Source organism: Candidatus Baltobacteraceae bacterium (assembly GCA_035502855.1).
In the GTDB taxonomy this organism is placed as follows: Bacteria; Vulcanimicrobiota; Vulcanimicrobiia; order Vulcanimicrobiales; family Vulcanimicrobiaceae; genus Aquilonibacter.
On sequence record DATJTX010000017.1, the window covers coordinates 34,029 to 52,225 of the forward strand.

At 63.5% G+C, this 18,197-nt stretch carries 18 protein-coding genes and 3 tRNA genes; 3 read left to right on the top strand and 18 right to left on the bottom strand.

The window, feature by feature from the left end:
* Window positions 1-253: 253 nt before the first annotated feature.
* The 3 genes from VMF11_04735 to VMF11_04745 all read right to left on the bottom strand — a co-directional run bounded on the left by VMF11_04735 (window position 254) and on the right by VMF11_04745 (window position 2,703).
* Window positions 254-1,942 carry a GAF domain-containing protein gene (locus VMF11_04735; protein HTU69609.1) on the bottom strand — a complete coding sequence of 563 codons (1,689 nt, stop codon included), beginning with the start codon at window positions 1,940-1,942 and terminating at the stop codon, window positions 254-256.
* A gap of 126 nt (window positions 1,943-2,068) precedes the next feature.
* On the bottom strand, window positions 2,069-2,467 hold the full coding sequence (locus tag VMF11_04740; protein HTU69610.1) for a type II toxin-antitoxin system VapC family toxin: 399 nt from the start codon (window positions 2,465-2,467) through the stop codon (window positions 2,069-2,071).
* Window positions 2,467-2,703: a hypothetical protein gene (locus VMF11_04745; GenBank protein HTU69611.1), complete on the bottom strand. Its 237-nt coding sequence runs from the start codon at window positions 2,701-2,703 to the stop codon at window positions 2,467-2,469. The genes VMF11_04740 and VMF11_04745 overlap by 1 nt, the downstream gene beginning before the upstream one ends.
* A gap of 123 nt (window positions 2,704-2,826) precedes the next feature.
* On the opposite strand from VMF11_04745, the gene VMF11_04750 reads away from it, so the two are divergent.
* Entirely contained in the window at window positions 2,827-3,837 is a 1,011-nt protein-coding gene (locus VMF11_04750; protein ID HTU69612.1) for a hypothetical protein, read from the top strand.
* Here the strand turns inward: VMF11_04750 and VMF11_04755 are convergent.
* The 15 genes from VMF11_04755 to VMF11_04825 all read right to left on the bottom strand — a co-directional run bounded on the left by VMF11_04755 (window position 3,803) and on the right by VMF11_04825 (window position 17,433).
* Window positions 3,803-4,267 carry a thioesterase family protein gene (locus VMF11_04755; GenBank protein HTU69613.1) on the bottom strand — a complete coding sequence of 155 codons (465 nt, stop codon included), beginning with the start codon at window positions 4,265-4,267 and terminating at the stop codon, window positions 3,803-3,805. The genes VMF11_04750 and VMF11_04755 overlap by 35 nt on opposite strands.
* Complete coding sequence (locus VMF11_04760) at window positions 4,248-4,841, bottom strand: riboflavin synthase (protein HTU69614.1); 594 nt, start codon at window positions 4,839-4,841, stop codon at window positions 4,248-4,250. The genes VMF11_04755 and VMF11_04760 overlap by 20 nt, the downstream gene beginning before the upstream one ends.
* A complete protein-coding gene (locus VMF11_04765) occupies window positions 4,826-5,440 on the bottom strand; it encodes a hypothetical protein (protein HTU69615.1) in 615 nt (204 codons plus the stop codon). Before VMF11_04765 ends, VMF11_04760 begins: the two co-directional genes overlap by 16 nt.
* Before the next feature lie 149 nt (window positions 5,441-5,589).
* Window positions 5,590-5,661 (bottom strand) — tRNA-Ile (locus VMF11_04770).
* A 205-nt stretch (window positions 5,662-5,866) separates the two neighbouring features.
* Window positions 5,867-6,370 carry a hypothetical protein gene (locus VMF11_04775; protein ID HTU69616.1) on the bottom strand — a complete coding sequence of 168 codons (504 nt, stop codon included), beginning with the start codon at window positions 6,368-6,370 and terminating at the stop codon, window positions 5,867-5,869.
* A 5-nt stretch (window positions 6,371-6,375) separates the two neighbouring features.
* Window positions 6,376-7,377 carry an NDP-sugar synthase gene (locus VMF11_04780; GenBank protein HTU69617.1) on the bottom strand — a complete coding sequence of 334 codons (1,002 nt, stop codon included), beginning with the start codon at window positions 7,375-7,377 and terminating at the stop codon, window positions 6,376-6,378.
* 9 nt (window positions 7,378-7,386) lie between these two features.
* Entirely contained in the window at window positions 7,387-8,142 is a 756-nt protein-coding gene (locus VMF11_04785; protein HTU69618.1) for a WecB/TagA/CpsF family glycosyltransferase, read from the bottom strand.
* Window positions 8,142-9,032: a 4-hydroxy-tetrahydrodipicolinate synthase gene (gene dapA / locus VMF11_04790; protein ID HTU69619.1), complete on the bottom strand. Its 891-nt coding sequence runs from the start codon at window positions 9,030-9,032 to the stop codon at window positions 8,142-8,144. Before dapA ends, VMF11_04785 begins: the two co-directional genes overlap by 1 nt.
* Entirely contained in the window at window positions 9,029-10,249 is a 1,221-nt protein-coding gene (locus tag VMF11_04795) for an aspartate kinase (GenBank protein HTU69620.1), read from the bottom strand. The genes dapA and VMF11_04795 overlap by 4 nt, the downstream gene beginning before the upstream one ends.
* A complete protein-coding gene (locus VMF11_04800) occupies window positions 10,246-11,217 on the bottom strand; it encodes an aspartate-semialdehyde dehydrogenase (GenBank protein ID HTU69621.1) in 972 nt (323 codons plus the stop codon). The genes VMF11_04795 and VMF11_04800 overlap by 4 nt, the downstream gene beginning before the upstream one ends.
* Window positions 11,210-11,899: a dihydrodipicolinate reductase C-terminal domain-containing protein gene (locus VMF11_04805; protein ID HTU69622.1), complete on the bottom strand. Its 690-nt coding sequence runs from the start codon at window positions 11,897-11,899 to the stop codon at window positions 11,210-11,212. The genes VMF11_04800 and VMF11_04805 overlap by 8 nt, the downstream gene beginning before the upstream one ends.
* A 29-nt stretch (window positions 11,900-11,928) precedes the next feature.
* Entirely contained in the window at window positions 11,929-14,094 is a 2,166-nt protein-coding gene (locus VMF11_04810) for a DUF3553 domain-containing protein (GenBank protein ID HTU69623.1), read from the bottom strand.
* A gap of 30 nt (window positions 14,095-14,124) precedes the next feature.
* Window positions 14,125-15,054 (bottom strand): hypothetical protein, encoded by a 930-nt coding sequence (locus VMF11_04815; GenBank protein HTU69624.1) that lies wholly within the window; start codon window positions 15,052-15,054, stop codon window positions 14,125-14,127.
* 64 nt (window positions 15,055-15,118) lie between these two features.
* Window positions 15,119-16,279 (bottom strand): glycosyltransferase family 4 protein, encoded by a 1,161-nt coding sequence (locus VMF11_04820; GenBank protein HTU69625.1) that lies wholly within the window; start codon window positions 16,277-16,279, stop codon window positions 15,119-15,121.
* 68 nt (window positions 16,280-16,347) lie between these two features.
* Complete coding sequence (locus VMF11_04825; protein ID HTU69626.1) at window positions 16,348-17,433, bottom strand: NDP-sugar synthase; 1,086 nt, start codon at window positions 17,431-17,433, stop codon at window positions 16,348-16,350.
* 397 nt (window positions 17,434-17,830) lie between these two features.
* On the opposite strand from VMF11_04825, the gene VMF11_04830 reads away from it, so the two are divergent.
* Both VMF11_04830 and VMF11_04835 read left to right on the top strand, forming a co-directional pair.
* A tRNA-Gln gene (locus tag VMF11_04830) sits at window positions 17,831-17,907 on the top strand.
* A gap of 1 nt (window position 17,908) precedes the next feature.
* Window positions 17,909-17,981 (top strand) — tRNA-Glu (locus VMF11_04835).
* The last annotated feature ends 216 nt before the right edge of the window (window positions 17,982-18,197 follow it).

Here is an 18,197-nt window from a genome sequence, read left to right on the forward strand (position 1 = left end):
CCGCCTTGGTCGTCCTGGCTTTGCCCATAAAATGGCTTCTGGCGTCTCTTTTATGGGCAATAGCCCGATTTTATGGGCAGACGGGGGTTGTGCTCCCCGACGCCCAGTGCCTAAGCCAGCTTGTGCGCGATCTCTGCTGATCCAGAATTTCGCGAACAGGATTGAAAATTGTATTCACCTTGAAGGGCACGAAAGCTCGGCCCGTGCGCCTCGATCATTTCGAGACTCTTCCGCGAGAGATGTGCCGCCGGATTTAACCGCCTTCGGGGTGCAGCGTCGGGAGGGCGCGGCCGGTTTCGTCCGGCCGCAACGTCAACCAGAGATACGCCGATCCCGCGCGATGCGCCAAGGTCGTCAGCGTATCGATCTCGTCGGGCAAGTAGTGCGTTCGATCGCGCTTGGGCCCGCACACGATAAATCCGACCAGCTGCATGCGCGCGACCATCGGCACGAACAGTGCCGCGCGTAACGGATGTTCCGGATCCTCGCACTCGAATGGCTCCGACCAGCGGCGCAAGCGCAGTACGGCGAAATCGTCGCCGGCCATCACCATCGGCGTGTGAGGCTCCGGCGGCGTAGCGAGAACGAACGAGGCGCCGTCGGCAGTATAAATCGCCGCGTAGTCGCACTCGATGCGAACGCGCAGCGCCTCGTATGTTTGCGAAAGGAGCCGGTGCGGATCAGAAATCAGGTCGACCTCCTGCGCGAAACGCCGCAGAGCCTGCAGCGCCAGCAATTGCGTTCGGAACACGACGCCGTTGAGAAAGTGCTCGATGCGCCGATGCAGCAGTGTCAGCATGACGCCGAAAAGCAACGCCAGCGCCAACTCGGCGAGGAGCGCGAAGCGTGATTCGGCCAGCCAGCGGCTAAACGCCCAGTCGACGAGTGCGATAGCGCCGACGACCAGCGACGTCATAAACACGTATACGAGCGCGCGGCTCACGACGAAGCGAACGTCGAAGAGCCGATGCCTGAGCACCGTGTACGCGAGCGCTATAGGTGCGAGCACTTGCCAGGCTTGGCATATATTGATCAATTCGGGGCTCGGTACCGGAATCAGGACGACCCCGGCTCCGAAAAGAGCCTCCAAGTTGAGATCGGGGAGGTAGGCAACTGCAAACGCGAACACGACCCAACGCAGCCGGTTGCGCTCGGCAACCTTCGCAAGAAAGTAGCGCGACATCAAAACGACGATGCCAAACGCGAAGACCACTTCAGCGGTGACGACGACCGCCGGACGCACCGCGGAAACGTAGTTCCCCGCAAACACGTAGGCCAGAAAACCGTACAGCGACACGGCGACCAAAACCGGACTAAGACCGAGCAGCAGCGCACGCTCGACGACGCGCCCGACGCGACTCGGCTCACTATCGGGAAAGCGCAGCGCAAACGAAACGAACGCAGCGCCCGAGATTCCGCTGCTTATCAACCATAACGTCAGGAAAGCGATGGCAAAAGGAAACGGCCAGGTGCTGGGCGTCGCCGCAAAGATGCAAAAGCCGTACGAGAATCCGAAAAACGCCCACGTCGAGGGCGCCGGGCGCAGCAGAACCAAGAGGGCGGCGATGACGATGTATGCGAGCGTCGCCAGCACCTCGATGACATCGGTAACATTGTCCGCTAGGCTGCGCACTAAGGGCTGCGCGACTATCGTAACTTCTCGCTTCGAGATGAGGGGCAGCTTCAAAACGTAGCCGGTCGGGTCCGACCGCGTCAACCGCAGGCGATCCTCCGGGCTCAACCGGTGCAGATCGATCCGATCGCCGTCGCGAACGGCGTTGCCCGCGACCGGCGTTGCCATGGTTACGATATTGCCGTCGGTGACCAAGAACCCGAACCACCCGTATGGATGCCACGGAAGAGCGAGATCGGATCCGATGATGACGAAGGCGACCGCGGTAAGCGTGACGATGCAGACGGTCCTAACGACGGTTCGTCTCATCCGGTATTCCCCCTAGGGACATCGCTTTCGAGCGGCTGCCTGGGGGTTCCGGCTTTGCCCAAGCATAGCACAACGGTATCGGTCCGGGGACTCTCGATTCTCCACCCCGGCCTTCGGAACCGAAGGCTAGGACGCTCTCAACACTCGCACCGGATACCGCTGCGCGATCGAATCTGCCGTTATAAACGTCAGCCCTTCGAGTTGCGCCTGTGCGATCATCATGAGGTCGAACGGGTCGTGATGATGTCGCGGCAGCAATGATACAGCCAACGCATGTTCCATCGTCATGTCGAGCGGCTTTATCCGCAGCGCCTCGAGCCGCGAAGGAATGAATGCAGCGGGCTCCATCGGAAGTGCGAGTTTACCTGATCCGTGCTCGATCGATATCTCCCAAACTGCAGCGGCAGAAAGCAGCAGCTCCTCGGAAGAATTCGCGATCACTGCGCGCGCATCGCTGGACAGACGCTCGGGCTCAAATAGACTCCACAAAAAGACGTGCGTGTCGAGAAGATATCGAGTGGCCACTACCCGCCCTCGAAGAGCTTCTCGATCTCCGCATCGACCGCGCCGAAATCATCGTCCATGTGAATGAGCCCGCGATCCATACCGAGCGGTCGCGGCTGAGGAGGCTCAACGGCCACGAGGCGCGCAGCCGGCACGCCGTCGACGGCAATGATGATCTCACGCTCAGCGCCGCTGCGAAGCTTGCGCACCAAGGCGGAGAGCGTCGTCTTCGCCTCATGCATGTTCACCGTCTTCATCGGCCTAGTCTATCATGCTTAGCTAACAACGGCAACCGGATTCCACCGGGAAGCCGGAGCATCTCCACGAACCTACGTCATCGTCCGGGGTAAGCCTAGCTTCTTTTTGAAAGGCGGCTCGCTATGCAGGCTCGGGGTTTTCGCTATTGCACGGTAGCACTGGCGCTTCTGCTGTGCGGAGCTGCGGCGCATCCCGCCAAGACGCCGCCCCAGACCCTGCGCGCGTTCGTCGCGCTGATGCTCGATCAGGCGCCCGTCAACTACGCAAACATGCGCGGCGCGGTGAAGGACAGCGACGTCTTCCAGATTCGCTACGACACGAAGGCGCAGTTCGATAAGACGTGCGCGAAGTGCATCATCACCGATCAGTTCGCTTGGACCGGACACCCGGAGCATTGGTCGCTCGAACAGCGTTGGAACGCCAAGAACATGACGCCGGCCCAAGTCACGGCCTATGTGAAGGCGCAGCTTGCGCCGATCATCAAGGGCTACGCGCTCAAGACGACCGGCAGCAAAGAATATCCGACGTTCACCTGGCGCAACGGCGCAAAAGGCCTGTGGATTTCGGTCGACACGTACAATGGCGGGTTCACGCCGAGCATCGGGCAAGACCTTACGAAGCCCGTGCACGTGCTCAAACCGCCGACTGTCGCCGACATCCAATCCCTGCGCAACTCGGTGACGAATTTCGTGAGCCTCGGGGTCGGACCGGCGTCGGAAAATTTTTCCACCCTGCGCACGAACGCCTCGAAAGACATCCTCGGCTCGCCGACCTACGATCTGAGCGTTTCGTTTGGATCGATGTTGCGCGACTGCAGCATCACCGACGATACGGCGAACACGCTCAATCTGAGCGACTATTCGCCGAAATGGACGATGACCTGCAACACCGTTCCGATGGTCGGAGGCAAGGAGATCGAAGCGGAAGTTCAAGCGGCGATGGCAGCGGCGGTCCCGAGCGGATTCACGCCCACGACCGATAAGTATCTCGGTCTCGACGACTACCGCTGGGACAACACCTCGACGCAGATCGCCGTCGATATCGATTCGTTCTCGAGCTACTCGCTGCCGAGTGGACTCGTGTCGTACGGCGTCGGCATCATCCACTTTCTCCCCGCGCCGGCAAGCACGTAAGCAATACGTCGCGCACCCGCGCCGGAAGCGGCATGCTCTTCTTGGTCCGGCGATCCATCGCGGCGACCGTGAGCACCAGCGACGCCATCGGGATGCCGGTCCTCTCATTGAACATCACGATCCGAAAACGCACGCTCGAAGCACCGACTTTCTCGAGATGCGCGCGCATGCGGATCCAATCACCCATCAGCGCCGGCGCGTAGTAATCGGCCTCGGCTCGCACCCGCGGCAGCCAAAAGTCGAGATCGTCGAAGAGCGAATCGAACGGTAAGCCGAGTTCGCGAAACATCTCCATCTCGGCATACTCGGCGAAGCGCCAATAGTTGGCGAAGTACATGATGCCGGCGATGTCGACGTCGGCCCATTGCACCTGCAGGCGCGACTCGAAAACGCGCGTGCCCTCGGGCAGGCTATCGCGAAACTGCGGCATGCACGTACCTCGCCAACGGATCGACTTCGAGGTTCACGCGCGATCCCGCCGGACGCGCGCCGAGCGTCGTGCGCGCCAGCGTTTCGGGAATCAGCGCGATCTCGAACCAGCCCTCACCCGCCGCCGCGACGGTGAGGCTCACACCGTCGACGGCGATGAAGGCTTTCTCAACGATCATCGGCGCGAGTTCCGCCGGCCGCTCGATGCGAATGCGTTCGCCCTGCCCTTCCGGCATGCGGCGAAGCACGGCGGCGGTCGCGTCGACGTGGCCGTAGACGAAGTGGCCGCCCATCCGATCGCCGACGCGCAACGAGTATTCCAGATTCACCGAATCACCGGGACGCAAAGCGCCCAGCGTGCTGCGCGCGATGGTTTCCGGAACCACGTCGAAGGCAATGCGCTCGCCCTCGATGCGCGTCACGGTCAGACACACGCCGTCCACCGCGATCGAATCCTTGACCTCCGGCTTCTCGCGCTGCACGCCGCCGGCCGTCAGCACGAGCGTCGCTCCGCCGTCCGGACGCGGCTCGCTCGCAACGACCTCGCCGCGGTACCCGATCAGTCCACTGAACATCGGGGATCGTCGTTCGCGACGGCGATCACCAATGCTTGCGAAACCACGGCGCCCGCCTCGCGCAGCGCCGCCGCACAGTCCTCCAATGTCGCTCCGGTGGTGCACACGTCGTCGACCAGCGTTACGCTCCGTCCGCGCACCAGCCCGCGATCGCACCAAAAGCGCGCCCGCGCGGCAAGACGCTCGGCACGCGAGCGGCCGCGCTGCGCGTCGTGCCCAAGTGGTTCGATCGCGCAGGCGACCTGCGCGCCGGTTCGCCGCGCGGCCACGCGGGCGATATACTCGACGCCGTCGATGCCGCGCACCGACCGCCGTGCGCGCGTCGTGCGTACCGGCACGAGCAGCATCGGCGCCGAAACCATCGCGGCGAGCCGCTCGCCCAGAGCGCACGCGACGTCGCGGCGGCCATCTTTGAGCGCGAGAACCGCGCGCCGCAACGCGCCCGCGTACTCGCCGAGCGCGTAAACGCGAAGCGACGGGAGCGCGCGCACGAGCAACGGGTTCTCCGGCGAGACGCACCGGGCGCACAAGCCGGTGCCGGGCGCGCGGCAAGCCGCGCATTGCGGCGGAAAGAGCAGATCCAGAACGGCGTGGAACATCCACGCCTTCCATCCCGCGCCCTAGACCGGTTGACAAGACACCTTCTGTAGAACGCCGAGGGCCGCTCTACGAGCGGCCCCGGTGACGCGCAGCCTGATACTACACCAGCGTATCACCGTTTTCTCGGTCACGCAACAATCGTCGCGGGTGGAGAGTGCGAGAATCGAACTCGCGGCGCGCCAGTGTATCAGGCTGCGCGTCGACACCATCGAAACTCCCCACCGCAGCACCTATCACGCCATTGATCCAATCCAGCTAGGGTGCAATGGGGCAATTCTCGCCGTTAATGCTGCGGTTCGGACAACGTAACGTAACGAAAACAGCTTGACCGGCGTCCACTTCGATTCAACCTGTTGCTCGAGCCGGTTCCTCGGCGCTCTAGTCCGGGATTTGCATGTGTTGCTGTGCCGGGCTATTAGCTCAGACTACGGCACGAACGAGAGTGGCTTGCTCGATGTCTCCGCGCCGTCTGCGCAGATAAACTGCGCATAAAGCGGGTCGCCGTTTAAGTCATCCGACGCCGCAGTGGAGTACGGCCGTGGTGCCGCAGAGGCCAGGTCTTCCATTTTATCCCAAACCTGCTCGGCTTCGGACGACTGCGCCGGAGACACGGGACGTGCGATTGCCGCATAGGGATCCTTCGAACGGATAGCACCAGGCGGCGCCAGCGGAGACTTTGGCGCCGTGTTGTAGGCCCACGTTACGCCTTTCAGTCCACCATCCGCACTGCAAGCTGAATCACCGGCATCAGTTATCCGCTTCAGCATTTCCACGTTCACTGCACTTTGGGAAATCACGACGAGTCGCTGTTGCGAATTGCAGCCAACGAGCGCAGCGACACAAACGATCATAGGCCAGGTTCGCATTAAAGTCGCTTCTAATCCCCAATGCTCCACAACGTCGACGTGCTCCTCCTCGAAGCGAAACAACCCTTCTACGCGGCGATATCGCCGTTCAACACGCTGCCGGGTTCGACGCCGTAGTCCTTGCCGATGATCGCGCCGCGCAGCGATGCGCCCGCGCCGATCGTGCTGTCTTCCCACACGATGCTCGCCTCGAGCCGCGCGCCCTCTTCGATCGTGGTTCGATCGCCGATCACCGAGGGTCCGATGATGCGGACGCGTTCGCCGATGCGCACGTTCGCGCCGATCCATACGTTCCGGTCGATGCTCGCGCTGGATGCGATGCGCGCGCTCGGGTCGGCGCCGCGCGCGCGTGTTTCAGGAATGTAAAAGGTGCCATTGACCACGTCGGCGCTGGCGCGGCGGTACTCGTCGGGCGTGCCGATATCGCACCAATACGCGTCGCGCCCGTCGAATCCGTAAAACGGCAGACCGTCTGCGAGCAGTTCGGGAAAGACCTGTTTGCCGAAATCGTAAAACGTGCCGTCCGGAATGCGCGCGAAGATCGCAGGTGAGAACACGTAGATGCCGGTATTGACTAGGTTGCTGCGCTCGGTTCCCGGTGCCGGTTTTTCCTGGAAACCGGTGATACGGCCGTCCTCGCCGGTCACCACCACGCCGTATTGGTCGACGTGTTCGCGTTCCACCAGACCGATCGTCGCGACTGCGCGCGTGCGCTCGTGCATCGCCACGATCGCATCGAGCGGAAGGTCGGTGAGGTCGTCGCAGCCGACGACCACGAACGTCGCCTTGCCGAAGAAGTGCTCCATCGGCTTGAGCGCACCCGCGCTGCCCATCAGCTCGCGTTCGTGCAGATATTCCAAGCGCACGCCGAACGCCGAGCCGTCTCCCAGCGCCTCCGTGATCGCATCGGCGAGATAGTGCACGTTGATCGCGATCTCGTCGTACCCGTACGACTTCAGATAACGGATCAGATGTATCGCATTGGGAACGCCGGCGACCGGAACCAGCGGTTTTGGAACCGTCTTGGTGAGCGGATACAAACGCGTCGAAAGCCCACCGGCCAAGACCATCGCCTTCACTTACTCGCTCGTACCCTTTCCCTCAGGCCGGACACCCAGCCCCTCGAGCAGGATGAGCCAGGCGAAATACGGCAACGCGAGCTGGCGCCGAAAACGATACGGCTCGCGAATCAACCGGTACAGCCATTCGATGCCGAGCCGCCGCCAGAGCATCGGCGCGCGTTTGACGCGCCCGCTGATCACGTCGAACGACCCACCGACCCCGATTCCGACGCCGCATCGCGTAGCGCCGAGATGGCGCGAGAGCCACATTTCCTGGCGCGGCGAGCCCAGTCCCACAAAGAGTATCTGCGCGCCGCTGGTTCGAATCGCTTCGACGATCGCCGGCTCTTCCTCGCTCGAGAAAAAGCCGCTGCGTGTCCCCGCGATGATCAGCCCGGGAAAGCTCACTTCGAGAATCGCGGCGGCGTCGGCCGCCACGCCTTCGGCACCGCCGAAGAGGTAGACGCGCAGCCCCTCGCCGGCGGCGTGTTGGCAAAGCCGTTCCACCAGGTCGACGCCGGTGACGCGCTCGCGAAGCGTTGCACCGTGACGGCGCGCTACCGCGAGGACGCCAACCGTATCGCAGAGCGAAAGCGCACTCGCGTTGACCGCCGCGCGAAACGCCGAATCATGCTGCGCGTGCACGACCATCTCGGTTCCGAGCGTAACGATCTGCGCGCCGGCTCCCTCGCGAGCCAAGCGCAGAATCGCATCCGTCGCCTGAACGCGGTCGAGCAAATCGAGGCGACAACCGAGGATATCGACCGATTCCATTACGGCGCGGTAGTGAGATACGAGGCGACGAGCGGGCGCAAGCGCTCCGCCGCGCCCTCGGGAAGCGCATCGAGCGGCGAGCGGCAGCGTCCCACGCGAAAACCGAGTTCGGCCATAGCCCACTTGATCGGGATCGGGTTGGTGATTGCAAAGAGCGCCTCGAAGAGTTCGAGCAATCCGTTGTGGATCTCCGTTGCGCGAACCGTGTCGCCGCTGCGATACGCGTCGGTCATGTCGCGAAATTCACGCGAACACAGGTGCGAAGCCACACCGACGACGCCGTCGGCGCCCACCGCCAGCGCCGGCAGATACAAGTGATCGTCGCCGCACCAGACCGTAAAGCCCGGCGCCCGGTCGCGCACGATGGTTGCGATTTGCTTGAGGTCGCCGCTGGATTCTTTGACGGCCGCGATGTTGGCATGCCGCCGGCTCAGCTCCAGCAGCGTGGAGGGAAGCATATTGGCTGCGGTACGGCTGGGAATATTGTAGATCGCAACCGGCAGCGGCGTCGCTTCCGCGACGGCGCCGAAATGCTCCAGCATTCCGCCCTGCGTCGGCTTGTTATACGGCGGCACGACGACCAGCAGCGCGTCGGCGCCGGCATCTCGCGCTTCTTTCGCCGCGCGTACGGTCGAACGCGTGTCGCTCGTTCCGACGTTCGCGATCACGCGGGCTTGATCGCGCACACTCTCTTTCACCGCTGCGATCAACTCGCGGCGCTCCGCCGCATCGAGCGTCATGCCCTCGCCGGTCGAGCCGGCAACGACGAGTCCGTCGTTGCCGCGGTCCACCAGCCAGCGTGCGACACGCGCCGCCTCTTTACCGTCGAGTGCGCCGCGTTCGTCGAACGGCGTGATCATCGCCGTCAGGATCGTTCCAAGTCGGCTCATGCTCCTTCTCCCGTCGCGAGATGGAATTGATCGTGCACCGCCGCTTCCGCCCGGGTCACGTCGGCTTCCGGCACGAGGATCGAAATCGTGATGTTGCTGTCGGTGCAGTGAATGATCTCGACGTCGGCGTTGCTGAGCGCAAGCACGCAGCGGTGCACGACGCCGGGCGAGTACCGCATGCCGGTACCCACCACCGAGATCTTGGCGCAGCCCTCACGCACGCGTACCGCCAGATTGAGATCGCCCAGCAGCGCGCGCACCGCGTTGCCGCGGTCGCCCTCGACCACGAACGCAACGCCGGCCTGATTGATCGTCACCTGATCGATCGAGATGCCCGCATCGGCGATCCGCCGGAACATCTCGAGTTCGGTTTGCATACGATGCTGCGCATTTTCGACGTCGCCGCGAATCACGCGCACCCAGGTCACCCGCCCCGAGGAGGTGACGCCCGTAACCGGGCGTTGCGAGTCGTAACCCGCGTCGACGATCGTGCCGAGATCGGTACTCAAGCCCTTGATCGCGTACCGGGTGCCGGTGCGCTCGGCAAAGCCGGCAGCCTTGTGATGCATGACCTTCGCCCCGCGCTGCGCAAGCTCGCTCATCTCTTCCAGCGAGGCGCGATCGATCACGTGCGCGGTCGGAACGCGGCGCGGATCGGCGGTCATCGCCCCGCTGACGTCGGTGTAGATATCGACGCGATCGGCGCCGAGCGCGTGCCCGATCGCGATCGCCGAGAGATCGCTGCCGCCGCGCCCGAGCGTCGTGATCGCGCCGTCTTCGGTCGTGCCTTGGAATCCCGCGATCACCGGAACCGCACCGCGTTCGAGCAGCGCGGCCACCGCGTGCGGATCGACGCGCAGAATCGCAGCATTGCCGTGATCACCGTCGGTGATGATGCCGGCTTGCCCACCCGTCATTGCCAGCGCCTCGACGTTCATCGCCGAAAGCTCCTCCGCGAAGACGGCGGCGGAAATGAGTTCCCCACAGGCCAGCAGCAGATCGGCGTTCGCGCTCCCCGTATTGCCGCCGATGAGTCCGATCAGCGTATCGGTCGCGTACGGCGCCGGCTCGCGTCCCATCGCAGACACGACCGCGACCGGCGCGTAGCCCGCTTCGCGCGCGTCGAGGATGCGTGCGAATGCAACTTCGCGCTGCTCGCGCGTGGCAACCGAAGTTCCGCCGAACTTGAGCACGGCGACGCGTGCAAGCGCGTTCATCCCACCAGCCCCCGTTCGAGCAGCAATTCGAGAATCTGCACCGCGTTGGTTGCCGCGCCCTTGCGCAGCTGATCGCCGACGCACCACAGCACGAAGTTGCGCTTCGATTCTTCGCTCTCGCGCCGAAGCCGCGCCACGTGGACCAGGTCGGTGCCTTCGACCTCGCGCGGCGAGACGATGCCGTTTGCGTGGTAGACGACGCCCGGCGCCGCTGCCAGCGCGGCGGCGAGCGCCGCGACGCTGCTCTCGCGCTCGGTTTCCAGCCACACCGCTTCCGAATGCGCGGTGTGCACCGGCACGCGTACGGTGGTCGCGCTCACGAACAGGTCCGGCAACCCGAGCATTTTGCGCGTCTCTTGTGCGACCTTGCGTTCTTCGCCGGAATAGCCGCTCGCGTCGAATACGCCGATCTGCGGAATCACGTTGCGGACGAGCGGACGCGGAAACGCCGCCGGTTCGGGCTCCGGCCGGCCGTTTGCGATCGCTTGTTCGCCGGCGAGCAGTTCGTCCAGGCCGGCTCGGCCCGCACCGCTGGCCGATTGATAGGTCGCCACGCGAACGCTGCGCAATCCCGCCGCCGCGCGAATCGGCGCCAGCGCCGTACACAAGATGATCGCCGTGCAGTTCGCCACCGGAAAAAGCCGGTGCTCGGGCCGGACGTCGTTCGGATTGACCTCCGGGACGACCAGCGGCACGTTCTCGCGCATGCGAAAGGTCGAGCTGTTGTCGATCACATAGGCGCCGCGCTCGATGAGCGCCGGCGCGTAGGTTTCGCTTGCATCTTCGCCGCTCGCGAAGAAGACGACGTCGAAGCCACGCAGAGCCTCGGGCGTGGTCGCTTCGATGCCGTCGCGCGCGCGCGAAGCGAAGCGTCCCAGCGCATCCACCGGAACCTTGCGCTCGCCGAGTACGCGCACGATCGTTTCACCCACGACCCCGGTGGCGCCGACGACGGCGACTTTAAGCATCGAGGCCAACCTGCAGTCCGCGCACGCTCATCACCGCGCGAACCGCGGCGAGCATTCCGGGAGCGAACGATTCGCGCGATAGCGTGTCGTGACGAATGGTCAGCAGCTCGCCGTCGATTCCGAAGAGCACTTCGTGGTGGGCGACCAACCCGCGCATGCGTACGCTGTGAATCGGGACATTTGCCGGGCCGCCCTCCTTAGCGATGCGTTCGGCCGTGATCTTGGCGGTTCCGGAAGGGGCGTCTTTCTTCTTGTCATGATGCATCTCGATGATCTCGACGCTGGGAAAGAAGCGCGCGGCTTCGCCGGCGAACTTCATCATCAACGCAGCAGCGATCGAAAAATTCGGCACGAGCATCGCCCCCAGATCGCGTTCGCGCGCCATTGCCTCGAGCGCGTCGCGCTCTTGCATACCCCATCCCGTTGCGCCGATCACCGGGCGCACGCCGTGGGCGAGCGCGTTCATCGAGATCTGCACCGTGTCGGGATAGGTGGTGAGGTCGAGCAGCACGTCGGGCTTACCGTTTCTCATGAGCTCGTCGAAATCGGTGACGATCGCCTCGTCCGGCACGCGCGTGCGCGCCAAGCCGCCGGCGTAGGTAACGTCGGTGGCTTCTCTGAGTGCGGTGCAAGCTACTCGGCCCATTCTGCCGAGAGCACCAGCTACGGCGACTCGGAGCATAAATGGCTCATATGGAAAAGCCCGGCTTGCTACACCTTCTCGAGCGGAGCATATTTTAACATCAGCATCTTCTGGCCGACGTTCGGGAAGTCGATCGTCACCAGGCCGTCGCCGCCGGCGCCGACCACGCCGCGGATGGTGCCCTCGCCCCACTTCGGATGGCGCACCCGGTCCCCGTCGCGCAGATCCATCGACATGCCCGCGCCGGCGGATTCGTGAATCGAGACCTCGCGCCAGCGCCCGCCGGAGGGACGCGGAAGCACGACGCTATCGCTCTCGAGCACTTCCAATCCCGGCATCTCTTCGATGAAACGCGATTTCGGATAGGCGTAGGTGTTGCCGAAGAGCGCGCGCCGCTGCGCGTATGAAAGGAAGAGCCGGTCCATCGCCCGGGTCACGCCGACGTACGCCAAGCGGCGCTCTTCTTCGAGTTCGGTCACGTCGGTCAGCGCGCGGCTGTGCGGGAAGACGCCTTCCTCGAGACCGGTGAGGAACACGTGCGTGAACTCGAGCCCTTTCGCACCGTGCATCGTCATCAGCGTGACGTACGACGAGTCGGGATCCAGCGCGTCCAGATCGCTGATCAGCGCGACGTTGGTGAGAAATCCCGAGAGCGATGGCTCGGGCTCGCCGCCCTCGTACTCGCGCGCGACGCCGATGAGTTCTTGAAGGTTCTCGATGCGCGCTCGCGCGTCGTGTGTTTCCTCGGCCTGCAGTTCGCGCACGTAGCCGGAATCTTCCATCACGCTCACCAGCAAGTCGGCCACGCTGAGGCCCTTGAGCCGTTCACGGAAGCTGCGGATCAATTCGGCAAAGCGCTCGAGCTCCTTGAGCTTCTTCGGTACGGCTTCTCTGAGCAACTCGGAATCGAAGATCGCCTCACCGACGGAAAGACCGCGGGCGTTGGCCGCCTGCACGAGCGCGGCCAGCGTTTGCTGCCCGATGCCGCGACGCGGCACGTTGACGATGCGCTTGAACGCGAGCGCATCGGCCGGGTTGACGATGTAGCGCAGATACGCGATGACGTCCTTGATTTCGGCGCGCGCATAGAACCCGACGCCGCCGACCACGCGATAGGGAATGCCGTCGGCGATCAGCGCCTCTTCGAAGACGCGCGATTGGGCGTTGGTACGGTAAAGGATCAAGAAATCTTTGTAGGCGGCGCCGTCGCGCACCATCTGCTTGATCTTCTCGGTGACGTAGCGCGCTTCGTCGCGCTCGGTCGCCGCCGCATAAACCGTGATCGCTTCGCCTTCCGCCCGCTGCGTGAAGAGCTTCTTCGGCGCGCGCGTGCGGTTGTTGGAGACGAGCGAGTTCGCCGCGTCGAGAATACGCTGGGTGGAACGGTAGTTCTCTTCCAGCTTGAAGACTTTGGCGCCCGGGAAATCTTCTTCGAAACGCAGGATCATGCGATAGTCGCTGCCGCGCCACGAATAGATCGACTGGTCGTCGTCACCCACCACCGTCACGTTCTTGTGTTTGGCGCCGAGCAACGCGATCAGACGGTACTGCGCGACGTTGACGTCTTGGTACTCGTCGACCAGGATGTATTCGAACTTGTTCTGGTACTTCTCGCGCACTTTTTCGTCGCGCTCGAGCAGATCGATCGTGCGCACGATCAGATCGTCGAAGTCGAGACTGTTCGATTCGCGCAAACGGCGCTCGTATTCGGTGTAGACGTTCGCCATGCGCTCGCCGGGGAACGAGGTCTGCTTCTCGTGATAACGGTCCGGCCAGATGAGCGAGTTCTTGGCTTTGCTGATCTCATGCAGGCACGCGCCCGGCGCGAGCTGCCGCTCGTCGTAATCGAGATCGTCCAGAATATCTTTGACCAGCTGGCGCTGGTCGGCATCGTCGATGATCGCGAAGCTGGGCGCGATGCCGGCTTTGCTGCCGTCGCGCCGCAAAATCCGCACGCACATTGCATGGAACGTCCCGACCCACAGATCCCGGGCGGACGCGCCGACCATGCGCTCGAGCCGCGTCTTCATTTCGCCGGCAGCTTTGTTGGTGAACGTCACGGCGAGGATGCGATCCGGAGCGACCTTGCGCCGTCCGAGCAACAAGGCGATACGGTGCGTGAGCACGCGCGTCTTGCCGCTGCCGGCGCCGGCGAATATCAAAACGGGACCGTCGGTTTGCTCGACGGCCTGCGTTTGTACATCGTTGAGAGCTTCGGTCTCCAGGATCATCATCCGGAGTTACTTCGCCGCGAACGGGCTTTTTTACTCTTGCGTATAGGCCGCCGCAAGGTATGCGAGCGTCGACTCCGCGCCCATGTTGAGGTTCGGGCCGTCTGCTTCAAGTCCATCATAGCATCCGCCGCCGTGTGCCAGCGCGACGCCGAGCAGATTTTTTCCGTCGAACCACGCCGCCGCACGCGCGGCCAACTCGCGGTGTTCGGGCTGCCCGAATACGTCAAAAGCCGCAATCTCGGCATCCGTCATCGCGGACGCCTCCAGCGGTTGCTGCGCGAAGCGGGCCCGCCGGCCGCCTCGGGGGAACCAGCCTGCATTGCCGATCGGCACGAAGATCCCGTCTTCGAATACCGTGCGTTCCAAGAATTGCAGGGTGACCCGCCCGGCCTCGATCATCGGGGAGTCGTCGAGCGCTGCACCCGCGCGCAGCAGCGCTTCGGGCAGGCGAGCATTGTCGTATGTCATCACCGGGTCGAACCATTCCCAGCCTTCGCCTCGCTCGTGCCGGTAGCGGCGCAGCAGCGCTTCCGCCAAGCCGCGCAGCGCGGCCGTGTATGACGACGCGCCGGCGGCGACCGCATGCGCGAGGCCCAGGATTGCGTACGCCTGGGGGCGCGAATGTTCGAACCACGCGTTACATGCCATCGCTCGCGCGAACATCTCGGCGCAGAGACGCCGCCAGCCGTCGTCCGGTGCAAAGCGCAACGCATAGCCAAGCGACCAGATCGCGCGGCCGCAGCTATCTTGCGTGCCGACCTCGTCGAGCCAAGCGCGATCGTAGCTCATGAAGTTGTGGAACCGTCCGTCGGCGAGCTGCGCGCCGTTCAAGAACGCGAGATAGGTCGAGGCCATCGCTCGCGCCTCGGCATCGTCCGGAACGCGGGTCAGGCGCATCAGCACGACGATCAGCGCGCGCGCAACGTCGTCCGTGCAATAGCCGTGCGCGCGGTCGGGCACGCTATACCGAGCGTGTTGGATAATCCCCACGTCATCGGTAAGCGTTCGTACGTGATTGAGTGAACTAAGCAGACGTGACCAGTGTCGTTTCGCGGGACGGGTTCAGCTCCGCGAAAAGCCGTCCATATTCACGCGCGACGTGCGGCCAGGTCATCTGCCGCCCGAAGCGATACGCACGCCGTTCGGTCGCCCGGCGCAGCCATGGATCGTCGAGCAACGCGTTGACGTTCTCGCTGATCGAGCGTGCGTCGCGGAACTCGCACAAGAATCCGCGGCCGTAGGCGAGCAGCTCCTGCGCGTACAGGTACGGCGTCGAGACGACGGCCTTGCCGCAGCCGACCGCGTAGGCCAGCGTTCCGCTGACGATCTGAACCGGGTTGAGATACGGCGTGAGGTAGATGTCGGTGGCGGTCAGGTACGAGACGAGTTCGTCGAAGTCGAGATACTTGTCGATGAGCTGCACGTTGTACTGGAGCCCAAACGCGCGCACGATCTCCTGCAGCGATTCGCGGTACGACTCGCCCTCGCGCCGGCGCACGACCGGGTGCGTCTCGCCGAGGATGAGATAGAGCGCTTCGGGATGGCGGCGCACGACCTCGCGCATCGCTTCGATTGCGTATTCGAGGCCTTTGCCGCGATTGATCAACCCGAAGGTCGAAATGACCATGCGCTGACCGATGCCGAACGAGGCTTTCGCCGCGTCGGTCGAACTGAACGGCACGTCGGGAACACCGTGATGGATCACGCGCAACGAATCGGGATCGACTTGATAGACGCGCTCGAGCAGGTCGCGTCCGGTCATCGAAAGCGCGACCACGCGATCGGAACGTTTACAGAGCTCGCGCGTCACGCGCAGCATCGTTGCATCGGGTTCCGGAAGCACCGTGTGAAGCGTGAGCACGACGGGCTTGCGCACGCGATCGAGCAGCTCGATCAGCATCTCGCCGCGTTCGCCGCCGAAGAGCCCGTACTCGTGCTGGATGTTGAGCAGTTCCGCCTTATGGGCGCTGATGAAGCGGGCGATCTCATGGTAGGAGTAGAGGTCTTGCTCTTGCAGGCGAGCGACCACTTCCGGCGGATAGCGGCGCACGTCGCCTCCGGGTTCATCGATGGCAATGACGCGCGTGCCCGGGCCGAAGGCCCCGTCGAACGCCGTCTTCACATCATGCGTAAAGGTCGCAATGCCGCATTCGCGCGGCGGATACGAACCAAGCAAAAGAACCATCAGGAAGCTCCTCCCTTGCCCTCTCAGAGGGGCTTACCCCGCGGGCCATCATGCGTAAACGCGCTTGCTTACCGGGTGATTGGGGCGCTGGCCCCGACGCGGCTTCCGCGCTCGAGAACCTCACCCGGGCCCACGATCGTGTCGTGCCCGATTACGCTCCCCGGTTCCACACGAGCGCCGCGCCCAATTCGTGCACCACTTGCGACGATCGCGCCGTCTACGCTCGCTCCCTCTTCTATTATAACCCGATCCCAGAGCACGCTGTCGCGGACAATAGCGCTTGCTCCGATAAAAGTCTGTTCGCCGATGACCGCGTTCGGCCCGATTTCCGCACTGGGGTCAACCCGCACGCCGCGGTCGGCATGGACCGGCAGGTGGAGCTTGCTAACGTTGGCGAGCGCCGGAGCGCCCTCGCCGCTCACGCCCGGCTCGAGCCTGAGCATCGGCATCCGCCGCGCAAGCACGTCGCGGTGCGCGCCCAAGTATTGCTCCGGTTTGCCCAGATCGATCCAGTAGTCGTCCGTCGTGTAGGCATACAAGCCTTTGCCGGCTGCGATGATCTGCGGAAACGTCTCGCGCTCGATCGAAACGTTGCGCCCGGCGGGAATCAAATCGAGAATTTCACGCTCGAACAGATACGTACCGGCGTTGATCTCGTTGGTCGGCGCGCTCTCGCGCGGCGGCTTTTCGACGAACGCCGAGATGCGGCCGTCCCGATCGTGCACGACGCACCCGAACGCCGAGGGATCTTCGACGCGGATCAGATGAAGCAACCCGATGCCGCCTTTGCGTTCGTGCTCGGCCATCATCGCGCGCAGATCGAGGCTGGTGAGAACATCGCCGTTCAAGACGAAGAACGGACCGGCAATGTACTGCTCGACGTTTTTCAATGCGCCGGCGGTTCCGAGCGGGGTCGCCTCGATGACGTACGTGATGCTCATGCCAAGACGCGAGCCGTCACCGAAGTAGTCGCTGATCTGCTCGGGCATGTAACCCGCGGGCAGGATCACGTCGCGAATGCCGGCCTGCGACAAACGCTCGAGCGTGCGCGCGAGAAACGGGACGCCGGCGATCGGAACCATCGGCTTCGGCGTTCCGTAGGTAAGCGGGCGTAGGCGAGTACCCTCACCTCCGACGAGCACGATCGCTTGCAACCAATACTCCTTTTACGAATGTAGTAACAGCGAACCTCAGGTTCGACGCACTCGATATTTCCCTACTCGAAGGCGAAATTTCGCACGCGGCAACATTTTGGCAACAACATTCGAACACACGTTCGCTATAATAGGGATATGATACTCTGTCGTCCCGTTAATCGCGAAGCGAAGTCTCGGGACCGCCGCAAGCGTCCCGAGCGAGTAGCGCGGCAAGCCGCTTAGCGTACACATCGATCGCATTAACGGCGTCAAGAACGACCATCGCCTCGAGAACCTGCGGATGCTTTGTCCCAACTGCCACAGCCAGACCGAAACATACGGCGCCCGGAATAAGAAGCTGCGGCGCATGTTGCAAGACCAGGGGCAGACCGTGTAGTATAACGGTCGCTGCCGTTCCCGGGTAGTTCAATTGGTAGAACGCCTCGCTCTGGACGAGGATGCTTGTAGGTTCGAGTCCTTCCCCGGGAGCCATGGCCCTATCGTCTAGAGGCCTAGGACGCCGCCCTCTCACGGCGGTAACGCGGGTTCGAATCCCGCTGGGGCTATGCCTTTTGCCCTTATATCGTAAGGGTTTTTGCGCTTACGAAAAGGTGACGGTTGCCATTCGGTTGCCGTGCGTAGCAGAAACGGCGTCAGCGAATGAAACGGAACGAGATGCCGAGAGCCAGGCCGCCAGCGTTTTCGACGTTGGTCGCTAAGGAGACGCTCAACCCTCCAGCCCGGAGCGCATTAGCGACCCCTTGCGCAACGTGTAGAGCAGC

Bases quoted from the DNA above. Each gene is read 5' to 3' on its own strand.
- VMF11_04795 (HTU69620.1), bottom strand. From the start codon at position 10,249: ATGAACGCGCTTGCACGCGTCGCCGTGCTCAAGTTCGGCGGAACTTCG.
- VMF11_04785 (HTU69618.1), bottom strand. From the start codon at position 8,142: ATGGAATCGGTCGATATCCTCGGTTGTCGCCTCGATTTGCTCGACCGC.
- VMF11_04755 (HTU69613.1), bottom strand. From the start codon at position 4,267: ATGCCGCAGTTTCGCGATAGCCTGCCCGAGGGCACGCGCGTTTTCGAG.
- VMF11_04735 (HTU69609.1), bottom strand. From the start codon at position 1,942: ATGAGACGAACCGTCGTTAGGACCGTCTGCATCGTCACGCTTACCGCG.
- VMF11_04820 (HTU69625.1), bottom strand. From the start codon at position 16,279: ATGGTTCTTTTGCTTGGTTCGTATCCGCCGCGCGAATGCGGCATTGCG.
- VMF11_04765 (HTU69615.1), bottom strand. From the start codon at position 5,440: ATGTTCCACGCCGTTCTGGATCTGCTCTTTCCGCCGCAATGCGCGGCT.
- VMF11_04800 (HTU69621.1), bottom strand. From the start codon at position 11,217: ATGCTTAAAGTCGCCGTCGTCGGCGCCACCGGGGTCGTGGGTGAAACG.
- VMF11_04805 (HTU69622.1), bottom strand. From the start codon at position 11,899: ATGCTCCGAGTCGCCGTAGCTGGTGCTCTCGGCAGAATGGGCCGAGTA.
- VMF11_04750 (HTU69612.1), top strand. From the start codon at position 2,827: ATGCAGGCTCGGGGTTTTCGCTATTGCACGGTAGCACTGGCGCTTCTG.
- VMF11_04780 (HTU69617.1), bottom strand. From the start codon at position 7,377: ATGGTCTTGGCCGGTGGGCTTTCGACGCGTTTGTATCCGCTCACCAAG.
- VMF11_04745 (HTU69611.1), bottom strand. From the start codon at position 2,703: ATGAAGACGGTGAACATGCATGAGGCGAAGACGACGCTCTCCGCCTTG.
- dapA (HTU69619.1), bottom strand. From the start codon at position 9,032: ATGAGCCGACTTGGAACGATCCTGACGGCGATGATCACGCCGTTCGAC.
- VMF11_04760 (HTU69614.1), bottom strand. From the start codon at position 4,841: ATGTTCAGTGGACTGATCGGGTACCGCGGCGAGGTCGTTGCGAGCGAG.
- VMF11_04810 (HTU69623.1), bottom strand. From the start codon at position 14,094: ATGATGATCCTGGAGACCGAAGCTCTCAACGATGTACAAACGCAGGCC.